General features: G+C 67.8%; 6 protein-coding genes (1 of these 6 only partly in view). 2 read left to right on the top strand and 4 right to left on the bottom strand.

The genetic code is table 11. The annotated features are described in order from the left end of the window. Positions 1-37 precede the first annotated feature (37 nt). A complete protein-coding gene (locus ACIBK2_RS29725; protein ID WP_396971829.1) occupies positions 38-910 on the top strand; it encodes an aldo/keto reductase in 873 nt (290 codons plus the stop codon). A gap of 49 nt (positions 911-959) precedes the next feature. Here the strand turns inward: ACIBK2_RS29725 and ACIBK2_RS29720 are convergent, their stop codons facing one another. After that, positions 960-1148 (bottom strand): hypothetical protein, encoded by a 189-nt coding sequence (locus ACIBK2_RS29720; RefSeq protein WP_396971827.1) that lies wholly within the window; start codon positions 1146-1148, stop codon positions 960-962. A gap of 256 nt (positions 1149-1404) precedes the next feature. Between ACIBK2_RS29720 and ACIBK2_RS29715 the strand changes: the two genes are divergently transcribed. Further along, positions 1405-2751 (top strand): helix-turn-helix domain-containing protein, encoded by a 1347-nt coding sequence (locus tag ACIBK2_RS29715; RefSeq protein WP_396971825.1) that lies wholly within the window; start codon positions 1405-1407, stop codon positions 2749-2751. Between the two features lie 99 nt (positions 2752-2850). Here the strand turns inward: ACIBK2_RS29715 and ACIBK2_RS29710 are convergent, their stop codons facing one another. The 3 genes from ACIBK2_RS29710 to ACIBK2_RS29700 form a co-directional block, all read right to left on the bottom strand. Further along, positions 2851-3012, bottom strand: coding sequence for a hypothetical protein (locus tag ACIBK2_RS29710; RefSeq protein ID WP_396971823.1), 162 nt, complete (start codon positions 3010-3012; stop codon positions 2851-2853). Between the two features lie 123 nt (positions 3013-3135). Next, complete coding sequence (locus ACIBK2_RS29705) at positions 3136-3354, bottom strand: MbtH family protein (protein ID WP_396971821.1); 219 nt, start codon at positions 3352-3354, stop codon at positions 3136-3138. A 41-nt stretch (positions 3355-3395) separates the two neighbouring features. After that, positions 3396-21801 carry the 3' portion of a non-ribosomal peptide synthase/polyketide synthase gene (locus ACIBK2_RS29700; protein WP_396971819.1) on the bottom strand. Its footprint extends 6842 nt past the window's final position, so the window shows 18406 of its 25248 coding nt (coding positions 6843-25248); the start codon falls outside the window, past its right edge — the gene reads right to left on this strand; its stop codon occupies positions 3396-3398.

Here is a 21801-nt window from a genome sequence, read left to right as displayed (position 1 = left end):
GCTTTCGCGTAATTCCACTTCGGAAGGAACCGAACTTATGAGCACCAACCTCCACGCACGGCCCGCCGAAGCGTCCGGCACCTTCGCGCTCGGCGGTGACCTCCCCGTCCACCGGCTCGGCTACGGGGCGATGCAGCTCACCGGCCCCGGCGTCTGGGGTGATCCGAAGGATCCCGACGAGGCGGTCCGGGTGCTGCGCCGGACGGCCGAACTCGGCATCAACTTCATCGACACCGCCGATTCCTACGGTCCGTTCGTCAGCGAGCAGCTCATTCGAAAGGCCTTGCATCCCTACGCCGATGACCTGGTGATCGCCACCAAGGGCGGGTTCACCCGCAGCGGTCCCGGCGACTGGCGTGCGGTGGGCAGGCCCGAATACCTGCGCCAGCAAACCGAACTCAGCCTGCGCCACCTCGGCCTCGAACAGATCGGCCTCTACCAGCTGCACCGCATCGATCCGAAGGTGCCGCTGGCCGATCAGCTCGGCGAGCTCGTGCTGCTCCAGCAGGAGGGCAAAATCCGCCACATCGGCGTGTCCCAGGTGAGCGTCGAGGAGCTGCGGCAGGCCCGCGAGATCGCCACCATCGTCTCGGTGCAGAACCTCTACAACCTGGCCAACCGCACCGACGAGGATGTGCTCGACTACGCCGAGCGGGAGAACATCGCGTTCATCCCGTGGTTCCCCATCGCCACCGGTGAACTCGCCAAGCCGGGCGGGCCGCTCGACGCGATCGCCAAGGAACACGGCGCGACTCCCGCACAGCTCGCGCTGGCCTGGCTGCTGCGCCGTTCGCCGGTGATGCTACCCATTCCGGGCACCTCCAGCATCGCGCATCTCGAGGAGAACACCGACGGCGCGCGGATCACGCTGACCGACAAGGAGTTCGAGGCGCTGTCCGCGGCAGCCTGAACCAATCTCCGAAACAGGGCGGGCTCGGCTTCGGCCGGGCCCGCCTTGCTCATTTGCCGAGGGACCTGTGGAAGCAGTAGGCGGAGGCGGCGAGGTATTGGTGACAGCGGGCGCCGTGACCACCGTGCACGGTGAGGATGAACCGCGCTCGTTCGTAGCTGAGGCCCACCGGATCTTGTGTGCAGTCCCGGCTCTGTACCAGCCACAATTCTCGTACATCCGAGTGCAATACGTCCATTGTTCACCTCCACGTAAAGTCAGTGCACCCGGCGCCTAAAGGCGCCCCGGAATCCCGCTCGACACGGATGGATCGGGCCGTGTCAGGACCGTGCGTCAGATTCCGGAATGCCGGCGCCCTGGTAAGGGTTTGGGCAGAACCCCGGCGCCGGGTGCTGATTCAGCGTGCATGTTGCGATTCGGTAGATAACAGACCCGAATGCGGTAATTGCGGGTAGTTTCCGTTTGTATCAGCCTGGTGCGAGGAGTCAGGACCTATGGTTGAGATCGACTGGACGGGCGAGGATGTCCGTGCGCTTCGCGCCGCGATGCGGCGAAGTCGTTACGAATTCGCGCGTCTGGTGGGCGTCACCCCGCGCACCGTGGTCTTGTGGGAAAACGGCCGGACAACCCGGATGCATGCCGCAAGCCAACGTCTGCTCGACCGAGTTGTGTCAGAAGCCGATCCGGTCGTCGTCGCACGATTCGAGCGTGCCGTCACCGCGGGCCGGGGTACCGACTTCGAACCCGAAGTCATCGACTCGGCGCTCGATACGGAAACCCAGCTCGGTAGGGACATCGGGCTCGACAAGGAAGTCGAGGATGACGACGTGAGAAGGCGAGAGTTATTGGCCTGCATCGGGGTTGGCCTGACCGGCAAGGCCGCCGACCTGGTCGCGGGCGAGCCGGAGAAGATGCTGGCCACCTTGGATGCGGGCTCGATCAGCGAGCGGCGACTCGGGCTGCTGGAGCAGTCGGCGGAGGCGCTGGGTAAACGCGTGGTGCAGGTGCCGCCGCACGAGCTGCTACAGACCACACTCGAGCAATTCCGTACTGTCCGTGGCACTCTCGCGCAGCGGCAGGCCACCCACCATCAGGTCCGGCTGGTGCGCACGGCGGGCAGGCTGGCCAACGTGGTCGGCGAAATCCTGTTCAACGAAGGACATTTGGGACAGGCCAGGATGTGGTACGGCACCGCGATCCACGCCGCGCAAGACATCGGTGATCGCTATTCCGAGGATATCGCGCTTGCCGGTCTCGCTTATTTACCGACGTATAGTGACAAGCCGAAGGAAGTCTTGAACTTGCTCGGCGGACGTCTCGAAGAAAATCCGGCACACGGCCCCGCGGCGGCCTGGTTGTGGGGAATGGCGGCCAGGGCGCACGCCAGCTTGGGAAATGCCGTCCAGTTTGCTCGGTGTATCGAGAAATCCGGCCGCGCATTGGAAAATGTTGGGCAAGAAGAGCTTACGGTGGGGATCTTTTCCTATCGCCCGGAAAAGCTCGCCTTCTATCAGGCGATCGGCTACTCCAATCTCGGCCGCGCGGCCGAAACCGCCAAGGCCGCGGCCCGCGCACTCACCCTGTACGACCCGCAGGAAACAATGGAGCCCGCGCTGGTCCGCTTCGAGCACGCCACCGCGTTGCTGAGTGCGGGCGAGATCGATGAAGCGTGTTCCGTTGCGACACAAGCGATCACCAGTCATCACACCTATATCGGGCTGACCGTCACCAAGCGCGCCAGGCAGTTCGACGCGGCGCTCACCGGATTTCGCGGGCGCACGGTCACCGAGTGGCGCCAGCATGCCCGCTCGGTGATCGAGTCGGCGCGAACGAAGGCATAGCGGAGCGGCATTCGACACCGGCGGGTCTGCCGGAGCTCACCGTTGGAATTGCTCGTCGGTGAGGTCTCGGGCGGCCCGCTGCCGGGCGCCGCTGCGGCGCTAGGACTTCGCGGCGTCCTCGGTGCGGCCGCGCTGCATGATCGCGTCCAGCCAGCCGCTGATCTGTTGCGTTTGTGCGGGTGTCGGCCGCCCGCCCGCCCAGCGACGGGCCGCTTCGATCAACGTTTCCGGCAGCGAGGGGGTGAACCGTTGATTCGTCATACGTCCATGATGCACTGGGGCGCAGCGAAGTACGAGTAGGGGGCGGGGCGCGCCGGTCAGCAGGGGGGATGTGGACCGACGTGCCCCGCCTATACGGGTGGATTTGGGCGGTTTCCCTGAACCTCAGGGACTTTCGTTGGACATGGCCTCGATGAGTGACTTGGGTCGCATATCGAGCCAATGGGTTTCGACGTAGTGCAGACAGGCTTTACGCGGGGCGGCACCGTAGGCGATGGTCCATCCGCCCGGTACGGCGGCGAAGATCGGCCAGAGGGAATGCTCGCCCTCCACATTGATCAGCACGTAGAACTGTGCGCCATCGTCGTCGAAAGGGTTGTTCATCCGGTTTTCCTTCTTCCTGGTTGGGTCAGGTATGAGGGGTCTCAGGTGCGGTCAGCGAGCTCCAGCAGGGCGGTGAGGACGTGGCCGATCCTGGCCAGCGCCGACTCGGTGGTCATCCGCCAGTGCGTGGTGTGCACGGCGTGGTTGTGCACGGTGCCGTCGACGGCATCCGCCCAGGTCGCGGCCCCGGTCGCGCCGGTGGGATCGTCGAGGGCCGCAGTGAAATAGACGAGGTCGCCCTTGTAGGGCCGGGGCCGGTAGCGCGTGATCAGGTGCGGCGCGCGGGCTCCCGCGGCCAGCACCCGGCCGAGCCGCTCGGTGCCGAATGAGGCTAGCGGTTCGGGCAAATCGGCCATCCGCCGCGCCATTTGGTCGAGGTTCAGTTCGGCGTCTTGTTCGCCGAGCAGCCCGCCGAGTAGATCCGCCAGCGGGATCTTCGCGGATTCGTCGACGGTGGCGTGCCGCGAGCTGTCCATCATGGCGAGCAACGCGACATGCGCCCCGGCGGCCTGCAATTGGACCGCGACCGCGTGCGCGAGCACGCCGCCGAGCGACCAGCCGAGCAGGTGGTACGGCCCCTCCGGCTGGACGGCGCGGATCTCGCGCACATACCGGGCCGCCCAGTCCTCGATCGACTCCGGCAGCGGCGCCGCGGAACTCAGTGCGGGCGACTGGATGCCGTAGACGCCGCGCTCCGGGTCGATGTGGGCGGCGAGCCCGGCGAAGGACCACGCGACGCCGCCCGCCGGATGGAGGCAGAACAGCGGCTCACGCGATCCGCCGGCCCGCAAGGGCAGCAGCACGTCGAACGCGGCGGCCGTGTCGACTCGGCCACGGCCGGACCGATGCTGTGTCAATTGGGTCACCATGGCCCCCGGCGTCGGCGCGGAGAACAGCCAGACCACCGGAATCGGCTCGCCGAGAGCGGCGCTCAGCCGGGTGACGAGGCGGGTCGCGAGCAGTGAATTGCCGCCGTGTTCGAAGAAGTTGTCGTCCAGGCCGATCCGGTCGGCGCCGAGCACCTCGGCGAAGCCGGCGCAGCACTGCCGCTCCAGTTCGGTCGCGGGGGCGCGGAACTCGGTGGTGCGCACCTCGGGCTTGGGCAATGCGGCCCGATCGACCTTGCCGTTGGCGTTGCGCGGCAGCGTTTCCAGCTGCCGCAGCACGGCGGGCACCATGTAGCTCGGCAGCAGTTCCGCAACGGTGGCCCGCAACAGGTCCGTATCGACCGCCTCGGTGGCGGTGAAATACCCGGCCAACATGGCGTTCTCGTCGCCGGTGTGCTGCGCGACGACGATCGCCTCGGACACCGAGGGCCGCGACCGCAACGCATGCTCGATCTCGGCCAGTTCGATGCGGTAACCGCGGACCTTCACCTGGAAGTCGCGGCGCTCGACGTATTCGAGGTTCCCATCGGCGCCCCAGCGCACCAGATCACCCGTGCGGTACAACCGGGTGCCCCGCGCGCCGAACGGATCCGCCACGAACCGCTCAGCGGTCAATTCGGGCCTGCCGTGGTAGCCGCGGGCCAATTGCGCGCCGCCGAGATACAACTCGCCGGTCACGCCGGTCGGGACCGGGTGCAGTCGATCGTCAAGCACATAGACCCGGCTGCCGGATTCCGGCGTGCCGATGGGCACCAGTGTGTGTCGTGTCACCTGTCCGGTCCGATATCGCGTCACCGACACCGCGGCCTCGGTAGGCCCGTACAGGTTGTCGATCCGGGCGCCGGTCCGGCCACTCACCCGGTGCACCGTGGTGGCGGGCAGCGGTTCACCGATGACGAGCAGCCTGCGCAAGCTGCCCGGCAGCCGATCGCCTGCCACCTCGGCCAGCATGGCGAGCAGCGACGGCACCAGCGTCACCGTGGTGATCGAGGCACGCCGGATCAGCTCGAGCACCCGCGCCGGATCACGGTGGGCGGCGGCCGGAGCCAGCACGATCCGGGCGCCGGTCCGGAGCGCCCACCAGAATTCCCAGATCGAGAGGTCGAAGGCCGCCGATGTCATCAGCAGGGTGGCGTCGTCGGCGCCGAGGGCGTATTCGGATTGCATCCAGGCCAGCTGATGGGCGACCGCCGCGTGCGGAACGGCAACGCCCTTCGGGGTTCCGGTGGAGCCCGAGGTGAAGATGAGATACGCGGTGTTCGACGGCGACAGCGGCGCCGACCGCTCGCTGTCGCGCACCGGCCGCGCGTCGACGGACGGGTCGATCATCGAGATATCCAGCACGACGGCGTGGTTCGACACGGTGACGGGCAGCATCGGCTGGGTTGCCGAGGTCAGCACCAGTTCCGGGCTCGCCGCGGTGAGTATCCGCACGGTCCGGTCCAGGGGGTGGGCCGGATCGAGTGGCAGGTAGGCACCGCCTGCGGTAACCACCGCGTACATCGCGACCAGCAGCTCGACGCTACGTGGAATAGCCAGGGCGACAATCGATTCCGGTCCGACGCCGCGGCCGATCAGCACGCGGGCCAACCGGTTCACTCGCGCACCGAATTCGCCGTAGGTGAGTGTCTCGGCGTCGTCGACGATGGCCACCGCGTCCGAGGTAAGGGCAACCTGTGCCTCGAAGGCGGTAGTCAGTGTGGCCGAGTCGAATTCCCGCTCAGACCGGTTCCAGGCGACCAACATGCGCTCGGACTCGGCCGGGTCGAGCAGGGCGAGATCGCCGACGGGCAGCTGCGGGGCGGCGCAGACCGCGTCGAGCAGTCGTTGCAGCCGACCGGCGAAGCCGGCGACGGTGCTCTCGTCGAACAGCGCGGTCGCGTAGGTGATCGAGGCCGCCAGCCCGGTCGGGACACCGTCGGCGTCGTAGCGATCGGTGACCACCAGATGCAGATCGAACTGCGCCACCTCGGCGTCGAAATCGACTGCGGTGGCAGTCAATCCGTCCAAGGCGAAGTCTGCTCCGGCCTGATTGTGGAAGGAGAAACCGACCTGGAACAGCGGGTGCCGCGCGGTGGATCGCTCCGGGTTCAGCACCTCGACCAGACGCTCGAACGGGACGTCGGCGTTGGCGAACGCGGCCACGTCGGCGGTGCGCACCTGATCGAGCAGCTCGGTGAACCCGTTGCCCGCGTCGACCCGGGCTCGCAGCACGAGCGTGTTCACGAACATGCCGACCACGTCATCGAGTTCGGCGGCACCGCGCCCGGCGACCGGGGTGCCGACCGCGATGTCCGCGGTGCCCGACAACCGGGCGAGCAGCACCGCGAACGCGGCGTGCAACACCATGAACAGCGTGGCCCCCGACTCCCGGCCGAGCACGATCAGCCCGGCGTGCGACCGCGCGTCGATCGCGAAGTCGACATGACCGCCCCGGGTGGCGACGATGGCCGGACGCGGCCGATCGGTGGGCAGGGGCAATTGGGCGGGCAGCCCGGCCAGGGTGTCGGTCCAGAACCGGAGTTGGCGCGAGACCAGCGAATTCGATTCGTCCTCGGTGCCGAGGAGCTCGCGCTGCCATCGGCTGTAGTCGGCGTATTGGACCGGAAGCGGCATCCATTCGGGCGCGTGACCTTGCCTGCGGGCGGCATAGGCGACCATCACATCGCGGGCCAGCGGCACCAACGACGAACCGTCGGCGGCGATGTGATGCACGACGACCACCAGCACGTGCTCGCGCGCCACCGCGTCGGCTTCGACCGGCACGAACAACCGGGCCCGCACCGGAACCGCCTCGGCGACATCGAATCCGTCGCCGACGAAGTCCGCGACGGCGGCGGCGAGGTCGTCGGCGGGGATGGCGATGGGCGCGAGCACCGGCGTCCCCGACTCCCCCGCCGGGAGCACCACCTGCACCGGACCCGAGTCATGCTGCGGGTAGACGGTGCGCAGCACCTCGTGCCGGTCGACCACGTCCGCGATCGCGGCATTGAGTGCGGCGATGTCGAGATCGCCGGTCAGTCGGACGGCGAGTGGGATGTTGTACGCGGTGGATTGCCGATCGAGGCGGTTGAGGAACCACATGCGTTGCTGTGCCAGCGACAGTGGCACCGGACCGGCTTCGACGCGCCTCGTCAACACCGGACCCGACTGCGCCGCACCGCAAGCAGCGAGCGCGGCGACGGTCGGGTGCTCGAATACCTGCCGCACACCGATATCGACGGCCAGCCTGTTGCCGAGTCGAGCGGCGAGTTGTGTTGCGGTCAACGAGTTTCCGCCGAGGGCGAAGAAGTCGTCATCGAGTCCGATCGGCCCGGCAAAGCCGAGCACATCCGCGATGACCTCGACGACGGTCTGCTCCGCAGCGGTCCGTGGCGCACGGAACTCGGCCACCCGGAATTCCGGCTCCGGCAGTGCCTTCCGATCGAGCTTGCCGACCGGGGTCAGCGGGAGTTCGTCGAGCACCATGACGGTGGCGGGCACCATGTAGGCCGCCAGCGAGCGACCGGCGAAGGTCCGCAGCTCTTCGGTGTCTATCGCCCGGCCGACCACATAGGAAACCAGCGACGTCACGCCTGCGGCATCGGTGTGCCCCAGGGTGGCCGCTGCCTCGACCGACGCGTGCGTGGTGAGCACCGCATCGATCTCGCCGAGTTCGATGCGCAACCCACGTACCTTCACTTGCTGATCCGAGCGCCCAACGTAGCGGATCGCGCCCGCCGTGGTCCACCGGACCAGATCCCCAGTCCGGTAGAGGCGTCCGGCCGCGGGACCGTGCGGGTCGGCGACGAACCGCTCGGCCGAAAGTCCAGGTCGCGTGTGATACCCCCGGGCCAGGCCAGGGCCGCGCAGATACAGCTCACCGGTGACGCCGACCGGGACCGGCCGCAGCCGGGCATCGAGGATCACCGCGGACATGCCGTGGATCGGTGTGCCCATATCGAACTGGTCGCCCGGGCGCAGGCGGGCGCTGATCGTGGCGATGATCGTTGTCTCGGTGGGGCCGTAGGTGTTGTAGAAGGCGCGATCGATTCCCCAGCGGCGCACCATGTCCGGGCCATAGGACTCGCCGCCGACGGTCAGGTGCCGGAGGTCATCGAGGTCGGTCGGGTCCAGGGTGCGCACCACGGCGGGGGTGAGGAAGGCGTGCGACACGCGTTGCTCGCGCAGGAGTGTCGTCAGCTCGGCGCCGCCGTAGACGCCGGCCGGCGCGATCACCAGTGCGGCGCCCGCCGACAGTGCGAGCAGCAGTTCGAGCATGGCCGCGTCGAAGCTCGGTGAGGCCACGTGCAGGATCCGGGCGGCGGCGGTGATCTCGTACCGATCGCGTTGGGCGCAGGCCACTCCGGCGAGACCGGCGTGCGTCGCGAGCACGCCCTTCGGGGTTCCGGTCGACCCGGAGGTGTAAACCATCCAGGCCGGATTGCCCACGTGCGCAGGGCGAATCAGCTCGTTGACAGCAATCGGGGCCGCGCTGGTGTGCCGCATCCTCGCTGCGGTCGCGGGTGCGTCGAGCACCAGCCATTCGGTGTCTGCCGGTAGGGCGCGGGACGACCTGCTCGTCGTCAGTCCGATGGCGGCCGCGGAATCCGAGAGCATGTGGGTGATGCGCTCAGCGGGATAGGTCGGGTCGACGGGAACGAAAGCGGCGCCGGTCTTTGCTACCGCCCACACGGCGAGCAGTGACTCGACCGAGCGGGGTATGGCGATGGCGACCACGTCCTCGGCACCGATCCCGTGCCCGATCAGCATTCTGGCCAGGCGCGAGGACTGTTCGTCGAGTGCGCGGTAGGTCAGCGTGCGATCCGTCGCGATCAGTGCGGTGGCGTCGGGGTTCATGGCCACCGCTGCGGTCATCAGTTCGGCGAGGGTGCGCGGTTCGACGGGTTCCGCACCGCGCCTGGCCAGTAACTCGGCGCGTTCGGCCGGGGCGAGCAGGTCCGCTGCGCCGATCGGCTTATCCGGATCAGCGGTGAGTGTGCCGAGTAGACGACCGAACCGGCGTAGCAGGCTCGCTGCGGTGGCCTCGTCGAAAAGGTCAGTGGCGTAATCGAGTTCGACGGCAAGGTGTCCGTCTGCGTCCGGCTCGGCGGCGACGGTGAACTGCAGATCGAACCGGGCAACGGGTTCGTCGAATTCGACCGCGGTGAGGTCGAGGCCGGGCACCGAGTAGGTGGCCGCGCCGGTATTCAGGTAGCTCAGCGCGACGGTGAAAAGTGGATGCCTGGCCGGGGAGCGTTCGATACCCAATTCGTCGACGACGCGCTCGAACGGCACGGTCGCGTTGTCGAATGCGGCCAGGTCGGTGGCCCTGGTCTGGGCGATCAGGTCGGTGAACGATCGGTCGAGATCCAGCCGGGTGCGCAGGACCACGGTGTTGACGAACATACCGACCAGGTCATCGAGGGCCGCCTCGCCGCGTCCGGCCACCGGGGTGCCGATCGGGATATCGCCGGAACCGGACAGCCGGGCCAGCAGCACGGCCAAGGCAGCGTGCACCACCATGAACGGAGTTGCGTTGTGCTGCAACGCGATGTCACTCAATCGGCTGGCGACCTCGCGGCCGACTCGGGCCCGCACGCTCGCACCGCGCTCGGTGGCAATGGCCGGGCGCGGACGGTCTGCCGGGAGCGCCAGTTCCGCGGGAAGGTCGTGCAGCGTCTCCGCCCAATACGAGAGTTGCTCCGCTGCCGTGGAATTCACCGCATCGGTCTGCCACAGGGCGTAGTCGGCGTACTGCGCGGGAAGTTCCGGCCAGTTCGGCGTTGTATCCAGCACGCGAGATAGGTAGGCGGACAGCAGGTCTCGTAGCAGGGGGCTCATCGAATAGCCGTCGGCGGCGACGTGGTGCAGCACCACGACCAACACGTGCTCGGACGCGTCGGCACGTAGGAGCACCGCGCGCACCGGCACTTCGGTGGTGACATCGAAACCGGCGACCAGGAATTCGGCGATCCGCTCGGCAACCGGGCGCCCGTCGAGCTCCTCCGTGACGAGGGGTACCGGTGTCGGCTCGGCGGGCAGGATCACCTGATGGCCGCTGCCGGTGGCGTCCACCGGGTACCGCGTGCGCAACACCTCGTGCCTGGCAACGACATCGGCGAACGCCGCACGCAGCGCCACCACGTCGAGTTCGCCCGCGATGCGCAGCGCGACCGGGATGTTGTGGGTGGCCGAGGCGGGGTCGAGCCGGTTGAGGAACCACATGCCGCGCTGCACCGGTGCCAGTGGAATCGTCGCCGGGCGGGGACCCGCGATGAGCGGCACCGAGTGTTCCAGCGCGGCAGCCTCATCGGTGATCCGAGCGGCCAGCGCGCGCACGGTCGGCGCCTCGAAGACCAACCGGACAGGAACGCGATGGCCGAGGCGCGCACCGAGCCGGGCGATCACACGGGTGGCGATCAGGGAGTTGCCGCCCAGGTCGAAGAAGCTGTCATCGGTGCCTATCGGACCGTTCGCCAGCACTGTCTCGAAAGCTTCGGCCACTAGACGTTCGGCCGGGGTGATCGGCGCACGGTAGGTCACTCGATCGAACACGGGTTCCGGCAGCGCTTTTCGGTCCAGCTTCCCGGAAGCGTTGAGCGGGAAAGCCTCCAGCACAACGACTGTCGACGGGACCATATAAGACGGCAAGGTCTCACCGACTGCGCCCAGCACGTCACTTTCGGCCACCAGGGCTTGCGTGGTCACGTAACCGACAAGTTGGTCACCGGTGCGAGTGGCGACTACTGCTGCGGCTGCTTGGGATACGCCCGGTACGGCGGCAAGGGCCGCCTCGATCTCGCCCAGCTCGAGGCGCTGGCCGCGGAACTTCACCTGGAAGTCGGTGCGGCCCAGGTACATCAGCTCTGCGGCGTCACCGTGGGTATCCCAGCGCACGAGGTCGCCGGTGCGGTACATGCGCTCACCAGGCGTGCCGAAGGGGTTGGCCACGAACCGATCCGCGGTCAGATCAGGTCTTGCGTGGTAGCCGCGCGCCAGCTGGGTACCGGCGAGGTACAACTCGCCCGCGACGCCGGGCAGGGTCGGGCGTAGCCGCGAATCCAGCACGTAGACCCGGCTGTTCCACTCCGGGTTGCCGATCGGGAGGACTGTGCGGTCGATTTCGCCGGTGACGTCGCGGTAGGTGATGCTCACCGCCGCCTCGGTCGGGCCGTACAGGTTGTGCAGCCCGGCCGGACTGACGGCACTGAAGGCCCGCACCGTCTCGGCGGGTAGCGCCTCGCCGATCACGAAGACGGTGCGGAGCGAGGCGAGATCCGTACGCAGACCGGCGGTTTCGATGTGCCCAGCGAAGACGCTGAGCATCGAGGGCACGAAATCGGTGACAGTGATGCCATGGTCGGCGATCACCTCGGTCAGGTAGCCCGGATCGCGATGGCCGTCCGGGGCGGCGAGCACCAGGGTGGCGCCGATGCGCAACGGCAGGAAATAACCCCACAGCGATACATCGAAGGTGGTGGCCGTCTTCTGCAGATACACATCCTCGGCGGCGAGTTGGTATTCGGACTGCATCCAGGTCATCTGGTTGACGATCGCGGCGTGGGAGACGCTGACGCCCTTGGGTTTTCCGGTGGAGCCGGAGGTGAAGATCACGTACGCCGGGTGCTGCGGGTGGATCGGCGCGATGCGTTCGTGCACGGCGATCGGGTCATCGGCGTATCCGTCGAGCGCAAGACCGTCCACGCACATGATCGGACCGGTGTAATCGATGCTCGCCCGATCGGCCGTGGTGGTGAGCAGCACTGCGGGCCGGGCGGTATCGAGGATGTGCGCGATCCGCCGGGCCGGATGGTCCGGATCGATCGGTACGTAGGCGCCGCCCGCTTTGAGCACCGCGTACATGGCGACGACCAAGTCCACCGAACGCCGGATCGCCAACGCCGCCAACGATTCCGGTCCGACATTGGCCGCTATCAGATGGCGGGCCAGCTGGTTGGTCCTGCGGTCGAGCTCGCCGTAGGTCATCGTCGTCGCGGCCGTGGCGTCGTCCGGAACGTAGATCAGCGCCGGATCGTCCGGTGTCGCCGCGGCCTGTGCCTCGAATTCGTCGAGGAGCATCTCGGCGAGGCAGGCGGTGTGCGCCGAGTCGTTCCACTCGGTCACCACTCGATGCAGCTCGCCGGTGCCGAACAGGTCGATGTCACCGATCACCTGCTCGGGATCCGTGGTGACGGCACCCAGCAGCCGGACGAATCGGGAGCCGAGGGTCGCGATGGTGCTCTCGTCGAAAAGGTCGGTGGCGTACGTGAACCGGAGCACGTCGTCGGTCACGGTCAGCTGCAGATCGAATGGTGTTGTCTCGTAATCCAGCTCGTGCTCGGCGACGGCGACTCCCGCCATATCCAGCTCGACGTCGGCGAGATTCTGGAAGAACAGCGCGATCTGGAAGAGCGGATGCCGCGCCTCGGATCGCACCGGATCGAGCACCTCGACGAGTCGCTCGAACGGCACGTCCGCGTTGGCGAAGGCGTCGAGGTCGCCGGCACGCACGCGGCGCAGGACCGCGGCGAACGGATCCGCCCCGGCGACCTCGGCCCGCAGCACGAGGGTGTTGACGAACATGCCGACCAGGTCGTCGAGGGCAGCGGCGCCACGGCCCGCGATCGGCGCGCCGATGGCGATGTCGCCGCTGCCGGACAGTCGCGCCAGCAGGGTGGCGAGCGCGGCGTGCACCACCATGAACGGGGTCGCGTCATAGCGGGCCGCCACGGCGGCTATGCCGTCGCGGACAGTGCTGTCCAGCGCGATGGTCGTGCTGGCCGCCCGATGGGTGGCGACCGCCGGGCGCGGTCGGTCGGTGGGCAGATCGAGCTGTACGGGCAAGGCGCGCAACGCTTCCTGCCAGTAGCTCAGTTGGCGGGCGGCGACCGAGTCCGAATCGTCCTCGGCACCCAGAACTTCCCGTTGCCACAGCGCGTAATCGGCGTACTGGACCGCCAATTCGGCCCAGGCGGGTGTTGTTCTGGTGGCGCGCGCCGCGTATGCGGTAGCGATGTCGCGCGCCAGCGGGGCCATCGAGAAGCCGTCGGCGGCAATGTGATGCACGACCAGGGCGAGCAGGTGCGCACGATCCGTCAAGCGGATCAGGCTGATACGCAACGGCACCTCGCCGGTCACATCGAACGGCGTAGCGACGAATTCCGGCAGCGATGCGGCCGAATCCAGCGTGTGCAGCGGCGGTACATGGTCGGCGTCGAGAATCCGTTGGTAGCCGGTGCCGTCGATATCCGGGTACACGGTGCGCAGCGTTTCGTGCCTGCCGACCACATCGGCGATGGCGGCGGTCAGCGTATTCGGGTCGAGGTAGCCGGTGAGCCGGACGACTACCGGGATGTTGTGCACGGTGCCGGTCGGGTCGAAGCGGTTGAGGAACCACATGCGCTGCTGGGCGGGCGACAGCGGCACCCGTTCAGGGCGCGGACGTGCCGTGAGCGGCGGCCTGTTGCCGGTACCGATGTGCCGTCCGGCCCGTGCCGCGAGTCCGGCGACGGTCGGTGCCTCGAACAGCATCCGCACCGGGATCTCGGCGTCGAACGCGGTGCCGAGCCGGGCCGCGACCTGTGTCGCGATCAGGGAGTTGCCGCCGAGGGCGAAGAAATCGTCGTCCGCGCCGACCTGGTCGAGGCCTAGTAGCTCGCCGATGATGTCCGCGACCGTACGTTCGGCGTCGGTCGCCGGCGCGCGATAGTCGGTCGCCTCGATAAGCGGTGCGGGCAGTGCTGCGCGGTCGAGCTTGCCGGATCCGTTGAGCGGGAACTCGGCCAGCGACATGATCACCGAAGGCACCATGTACGCGGGCAATTCCGTGCCCAACACCGACCGCAACCGGTTGCCGTCCACTGAATGCCCCTCGGCGGCAACGACGTACGCCACCAGCCGGTCACCGAGCCGATCATCGGAATGCAGCACGACAACCGCGTGCGAAATCGTATCCACGGCGGTCAGTGCCGTCTCGATCTCGCCGAGTTCGATGCGCAGACCGCGCAGTTTCACCTGAAAATCGGTGCGACCCAAGTACTCCGCTTCGCCATCGGCCGTCCACTTCACGAGATCGCCGGTGCGGTACATCCGCTCGCCGGCGACGAATGGATTGGCGACGAACCGGTCCGCCGTCAGTTCCGGTCGAGCGAGGTAGCCGAGCGCCAGTTGCGCGCCGGCGAGATACAGCTCCCCGGGCACCCCGGCGGGTACCGGCCGCATCCGCGAATCCAGCACCAGCAGTTGGGTATTGAACACCGGTCGGCCGATCGGCACGCACACGACATCGGCATCGGTCACCTCGTGAAAAGTGACGTCGACGGTGGCCTCCGTCGGTCCGTACAGGTTGTGCACCCGCGCTCCGATCACCTCACGCGCCCGCTGCGCGGCCAGCGCGGGCAATGCCTCACCGGAGGCGAATACGTTGCGGAGCGTAATGCACTCGTTTGCCCTTCGCTCGAGAATGAACATCGACAACATGGCGGGCACGAAATGGACGGTGGTGACCCGCTCCTCGATGATCAATCGGGCCAGGTAGGCAGGGTCACGGTGGCCATCGGGCCGGGCGATGACAAGCCGCGCGCCAACCTGCAACGGCCAGAAGAATTCCCACCCGGAAACGTCGAAGGTGGCCGGTGTCTTCTGCAGCACCACGTCGTCGGCGGACAGCCGGTAGGTGTGCTGCATCCACAGCAGCCGGTTCACGATGGCGGCATGCGGTACGGCGACACCCTTGGGGCGGCCGGTCGAGCCGGAGGTGAAGAGGACGTAGGCGGTGTGCGCCGAGGTCAGCGCGCCGATCCGGTCCACCTGTGTCAGCGGGGTCGGCGCGTAGCCGGTGAGATCGAGCCGGTCGATCCGGATCTGCTGGGCCGCAAGATCATCCAGGTCCTGTCCGGAGGTGAGCACGCAGACCGGTCTGGCCGTCGCGAGCACGTGGTCGATGCGCTCGGCGGGATAATCGGGATCGATCGGCACATACGCGCCACCCGCGACGGTGATCGCGTACATGCCGGCTACCAGATCGATTGACCGCCGCATACCCAGCGCCACTAGCGAATCCGGGCCAACGCCCTGATCGATGAGCCATCGCGCCAGACGATGTACCCGGGCCGCGAAGTCCGCATACGACAGACTGGTTCCCTCGAAGGTGAGCGCGATCGACTCCGGCGTCCTGACCACCTGCGCCTCGAACAGAGAGGCCAGCGTGTGTTCGGCAGCCACGGGATGCGCTGTGTCGTTCCAGTGTTCGAGCACGCGCGCACGTTCTGCAGCGTCCAGGAGTTCGATATCGCCGAGCCGCACGGACGGGGTCGTCACCGCGGTCTCGAGCACACGTACGAACCTTGCCGCGAACGACTCGACGGTGCCGCGATCGAAAAGGTCTGTCGCGTAGCGCATCACGGCGAGCAGCGCGGTACCCGCATCGGCGCGGTATTCGGTGAGTTCGAGGGCCAGATCGAATTGTGCGACCTGGCTGTCCATCGGGTAGGCCGACACCTCGAGCCCCGGCAGCCGCAGCACGGTGTCGTCGCGATGCTCGTAGGTGAGCAGCGTTTGCACGATCGGGGAATGCGACTGCGCGCGTGCCGGATTCAGTTCATCGACGAGCCGCTCGAAGGGCAGGTCGGCGTGCGCGAACGCGCGCACATCGGTGTCGCGGACATCCCGCAGCAGTTCGGCGAACGACATACCGGGCGCCACGCGGGAGCGCAGCACGAGCGTGTTCACGAACATGCCGACCAGGTCGTCCAATGCCGCCTCGGACCGCCCCGCGATCGGAGTGCCGACGGCCACGTCGTCCACTCGGGCAAGCCGGGCCAGCACCGTCGCGAAGGCGGCGTGGATGACCATGAACGACGAAACACCATGTCTGCCTGCCAGCTCCGAGACCGCATCAGTCAGCGCGGCGGACACCGTGAATTCGACGGCGGCACCGCGCCCGGAGGACACCGGCGGCCGCGGGCGGTCGGCGGGCAGTTCGAGAACCGGGGCGAGCCCGGCGAGTTCCGTTCGCCAGTGCGCGATCTGCCCGGCCAGCAGCGAATCCGGATCGTCGGCCGCGCCGAGCACCTCGTGCTGCCACAGGGTGAAGTCGGCGTACTGGACCGGCAGCGGACGCCATTGCGGGGCGGCACCCGAAGTCCTTGCGGTGTAGGCGATCATGAGATCGCGCGCGAGTGGCGCGGTCGAGACACCATCCGCAGCGATGTGATGCACGACGACGACCAGCACGTGGTTATCCGGCGAGACGCGGAACAGGCTGGCCCGCACCGGCATCTCAGTGCGCAGATCGAAGCCGGCGGCGGTCACCGCCGGCACCGATGATGCGAGGTCTGCTTCGGTCACGTCGACGGGACGCAGGTCCAGCTCGGCTGCCTCGTCGACGGTGTGCACTACTTGCGTGGGACCTGCCTGGTCCGAAGGGAATACGGTGCGCAGCGATTCGTGCCGGTCGATGACATCGCCCAAAGCTGCCCGCAGTGCGCCGGTGTGCAGTGTTCCGGTGAGCCTGATAGTGATCGGGATGTTGTAGACGCCCGATCGCGGATCGAGGCGATTCAGCAGCCACATCCGAGTCTGCGCGAGTGACAAGGGAATACGAGCCGGTCGCTCGCGAACGGCCAGCACCGGGCGTGGGATGTCAGAAGCAGGCTGGGTGGAATGCGCGATCCGAGTGGCGAGTTCGGCCACCGTCGGCGCCTCGAACACCGCACGCACCGTCAACGCGCAACCGAATGTCGCATTGGCCCTGGCGACGAGCCGCATGGCGAGCAATGAGTTGCCGCCGCGAGCGAAGAAGTCGTCGTCCGCGCCGATCCGGTTCTCCGCCACACCGACCAGGTCCGTGATCAACGCGGCGAGCACCGACTCGACACCTTCGCGCGGGGCGCGGAATTCCGTGGCAGTGCCGCTGAATTCGGCGGCAGGCAGCGCCGCGCGGTCCAGCTTGCCTGCCGTCGTCAATGGCATCTCGTCGAGCACGATCAGGTGCGCGGGAACCATGTACGCGGGCAACCGATCCCGCGTCTCGGTGAGTACCGAGTCGGGGGTCAGGCCGGTGCCGGTGACATAGCCGACCAGGCACTCATATCCGGAGGTGTCCCGAGCGAGCAGCACGGCGGCGTTGGTCACCCCTGCCACCCCGGCCAGCACCGATTCGATCTCGCCGAGCTCGATCCGCTGACCGCGCAGCTTGATCTGGAAATCGTTGCGGCCCAGGTACACCAGATCGCCGTCGCGGTTCCAGCGCACCAGGTCGCCGGTGCGATACATCAGCCGTCCCGGTACGCCGAACGGATCGGCGGTGAACCGCTCCGCGGTCAGCCCTGGACGTCCCTGGTAGCCGCGAGCCAGCTGGTCGCCCGCCAGATACAGCTCGCCGGTGACCCCGATCGGCACGGGTCGCAATCGGGAGTCGAGCACGTAGGCGCGGGTGTTCCAGCAGGGACGGCCGATCGCCAGTTCCCGACCGGAGTCGACGTCGGCCTCGGTGAACTCGTGGAAGACGGCCGAGATCGCCGCCTCCGTCGGCCCGTAGGCGTTGTGCACCGCACCGTCGAAGGTAGCTCGCAGCGAGGCGAGCAGATCCGGGGTGAGCGCCTCGCCGCCGCAGTGCAGGTGCCGGAAGGATCGCAACGCGTCGCCCATACCCTCACCGATCAGCGCGGCGAGCACCGACGGCACGTACTCGGCGATGGTGATGTGTTGCGTACGAACAAGATCCGCGAGGTACGCCAGGTCGAGGTGCCCGCTGGGACGGGCGATCACCAGTGGCGCGCCGACCGCGATCGGCAGGAAGCATTCCCACACCGACACGTCGAAGGTCAGCGGCGCACGCTGCAGGATCCGGTCGGCGACGGTCACCTCGTAGCGGAATTCCAGCCAGCGCAGCTGATTCATGATGGCGCGGTGGGTGACGGCAACGCCCTTCGGGCGGCCGGTAGAGCCGGAGGTGAACAGCACGTACGCCGTATTGTCCTGGCGCAGCGACACTCTCCGTTCCGCGTCGGCAACCGGAGCGTCGGACAGGTCGGCGAGGGCGAGGTCAGCGAGCTCGACCACCCGGACGCCGTCGAGTTCCGGCAGCACCGCACCGCCGACTGTCAGCACCAATGCCGCTGCGGCGCCGTCGATGGCCTGGGCAATCCGGTCGGCGGGGTGCGCTGGATCGATCGGCAGGTAGGCGCCGCCCGCGCGCACGATCGCGAACATGGCGACGAGCATGTCGACGGATCGCAGTGCCGCCAGGCCGACGATCGTCTCCGGGCCGACGCCCGCCGCGATCAGCCAGCGGGCAAGGCGATTCACCTGTGACGCGAGCTCGGCGTACGTCACGGAGATGCCCTCGTAGTACACGCCGATCTCGTCAGGACTTGCTTCGGCCCGCGTGCTGAGCAGGTCGTCGAGTGTCTCCGGTGGCAGTGCTCGGGCGGTGGCGTTGCGATCGCACAGCAGCAGGCCGCGTTCGGCGACCGACATCAGGTCGACATTCCCGACCAACGTGCGAGTGTCACGCACCATCGCCTGCAAAGCCCGCTCGAAGGCGGCCAGGAAGCCGAACACGGTGTGCTCGTCGAACAGGTCGAGTGCGTAGTGCAGGTGGACATCGATGCCGGCGGGCCCACCGTCCGCGTCGTAGCGGTCGGTCAGCGTCCAGTCCAGGTCCAGCTGGATCGGTGCCGGGCCGACCTCGAGTGCGGCGATGTTCAGCCGGTGCAGTTGGAAGTCCGGCTCCGCCTGGTTCTGCAGGGTGAGCGCGACCTGATACAGCGGCGAGTGTGCCTGCGAACGGACCGGATTCAGTGCGTCGACGAGTTGCTCGAACGGCACCATCGCATGGTCGAAGGCGGCGAGGTCGGCCGCCCGGACGGTCGCCAGCAACTCGGCCAGGGTCGCGTCCGGCCGAGACTCGGTGCGCAGCACCAAGGTGTTGACGAACATGCCGACGAGATCGTCGAGTGCCGCGTCTCCTCGGCCCGCGACAGGCGCTCCGATCACGATGTCGGCGGTCCCGGCGTAGCGGCTCAGCACGACCGCCAGTGCGGCGTGCAACACCATGAACGGCGTCACCCGGTGGGTCGCGGCCAGGTCTTGAATCTCTTGATGCAGCAGCGGATCCAGTCGCCCGGTAATGGCTCCACCGCGGTTGGTGGCGACCGCGGGCCGTGGCCGGTCCGACGGCAATGTCAGCACCTCGGGGATGCCTGTGAGTTCGTCCGTCCAGAACCGCAGCTGACGCGACAGCACCGAGCGTGGGTCTTCGGCCGAGCCGAGCGCAGTGCGCTGCCACACCGCGAAGTCGGCGTACTGCACCGGGAGCGGACCCAACGCCGGGATCGTGTCCGCGCATCGGGCGACGTACGCGGCGGCCAGGTCGCGCGTCAACGGCGCGAAAGACCAACCGTCGGCGGCGATGTGGTGCACGACGAACAGCAGGATGTGCACGCGCCGCACCGCTCGGCTGCCCTGCGATATCGACGGCTCGCTATCGTCCAAGCGCAGCAACCGAACTCGCAGCGGGACTTCCGCCGTGACATCGAACCCGCTCGACGCCGCGGTGGCGATGAGGTCGGGCAGCTCCCCGGAGCGCACCGGGCGGGCCACCAGATCGACCAGCTTCGTCTCGGCGGGCAGCACCACCTGTGTCGCGGCACCGTCGTGTTCGGGGTAGATCGTGCGCAGCGTCTCGTGCCGGGCGATGACGTCGACGATGGCCGCTTCGAGCGCGGGGACGTTCAGCGCGCCGGTGAGCCGCAGCGCGAAGGGAATGTTGTAGCCGCTGCTCGTGGTGTCGAACCGGTTGAGGAACCACATGCGCTGCTGGGCTATCGACAGCGGGATCGGGTCGGGGCGTTCCTGCGCCGTGAGGGGCGGCAAGGCAGCGGGTTCGGTGTCGGCCGTCAGCCGCCGGGCCAGCGCGCGCACGGTGGACGCGTCGAAGATCGTGCGCACCGGGACCTCGGTGCCGGTCGCCTGCCCGAGGCGGGCGGCGAGTTGGGTAGCGATCAGCGAGTTCCCGCCGAGTGCGAAGAAGTCGTCGTGCGCGCTGACTCGCTCGGTGCCGAGCAGCGCGATAAATGTCTCGGCGACAAGGGATTCGGCCGGGCCGGTGGGCTCGTGGAATTCAGTGGGCGGTAGGACGGGCGCGGGCAAGGCTTTTCGGTCCAGTTTGCCGGAGGAATTGACCGGGAGGCGGTCGAGTGTGACGAAGGCGTGCGGCACCATGTATCCCGGTAGTCGCGTGGCCAATTCGGCACGTAGTTCGTCGAGCTCGGCCGGGCCTTCCGTCACTAGATAAGCCACCAGGTGATCACCAGTCTCATGGTCGTCCCGGACGAGGACAACAGCTTGGCCGACGGCAGGCATGTCCAGCAGCGCCGTTTCGATCTCGCCCAGCTCGATCCGCAGGCCGCGGATCTTCACCTGGAAGTCGGTGCGGCCCAAGAACTCCAGCTCACCGACAGCTGTCCAGGCCACCAGATCGCCGGTGCGGTACATCCGGCCGCCTGCCGGATCGAACGGGTCGGCCACAAACCGAGCGCCGGTCAACTCCGTTCGTCCCCAATATCCGCGAGCCAACTGCGCGCCCGCCAGATACAACTCGCCGGGCACACCCACCGGCACGGGCCGCAGCCGCGCGTCGAGCACATACGTCCGGGTGTTCCAGATCGGTGCGCCCATCGGCACCGTCCGGGTATCCGCGTCGGTGACCTCGTGGAATGTCACCTCGACCGCGGCCTCGGTGGGGCCGTAGCCGTTGTGCACCCGCGCGCCGGTCAGCGCGCGCATCCGCTGAGCTGTCGCGGCGGGCAGGGCCTCGCCGGAACAGAACACGTCACGCAGCGTGGGTACCTCTAGCTCGTCCGCGACGAACACCGACAGCATCGACGGCACGAAGTGCGCCGCGGTCACGCCTTCCCGACGGATCAGCTCCGCCAGGTAGGCCGGGTCCTGATGGCCGTCAGGCTTGGCGAGCACGAGCCGCGCGCCGACCTGCAACGGCCAGAAGAACTCCGGCACCGACACATCGAAGGTGGCCGGCGTCTTCTGCAGCAGCACATCGTCGGCACCGAGCGCGACATACGCCGACTGCATCCAGCGCAGCCGATTCACGATGCCCGCGTGACTCATCGCCACGCCCTTCGGTTGCCCGGTCGAGCCGGACGTGAAGAGGACGTACGCGATGTTCGCGGCACGCAGCGGTGACCGCCGGTCGGCGTCGGTCAGTGGCGCGTCCGAGTAGCCGGACAGGTCCAGCCGATCGATACGCACTTGCACTACAGCGGAATTCAGATCGAAGCCCGAAGTGAGCACGCAGGCCGGTGCCGCTGTGTCGAGGATGTGCGCCGTGCGCTCGGCCGGATGATCCGGATCCAGCGGCAGGTATCCGCCGCCTGCGGTGATCACTGCATACATGCCGACTACGAGATCGAATGACCTCCGCATACCCAGCGCCACCACCGAATCCGAGCCGACGCCTTGCCCGACGAGCCAGTGAGCCAACCGATTCACTCGGCTCGCAAACTCGGCGTAAGACAGACTTGTCCCCTCGACAGTGAGGGCGGTAGCTTCTGGG

Origin of the sequence: Nocardia sp. NPDC050175, assembly GCF_044459885.1 — a bacterium.
Lineage (GTDB): Bacteria > Actinomycetota > Actinomycetes > Mycobacteriales > Mycobacteriaceae > Nocardia.
This window is presented reverse-complemented; position numbering and strand designations above follow the sequence as displayed.

Coding starts and splice junctions, on each gene's coding strand:
- ACIBK2_RS29725 (WP_396971829.1), top strand. CDS start 38: ATGAGCACCAACCTCCACGCACGGCCCGCCGAAGCGTCCGGCACCTTC.
- ACIBK2_RS29720 (WP_396971827.1), bottom strand. CDS start 1,148: ATGGACGTATTGCACTCGGATGTACGAGAATTGTGGCTGGTACAGAGC.
- ACIBK2_RS29715 (WP_396971825.1), top strand. CDS start 1,405: ATGGTTGAGATCGACTGGACGGGCGAGGATGTCCGTGCGCTTCGCGCC.
- ACIBK2_RS29710 (WP_396971823.1), bottom strand. CDS start 3,012: ATGACGAATCAACGGTTCACCCCCTCGCTGCCGGAAACGTTGATCGAA.
- ACIBK2_RS29705 (WP_396971821.1), bottom strand. CDS start 3,354: ATGAACAACCCTTTCGACGACGATGGCGCACAGTTCTACGTGCTGATC.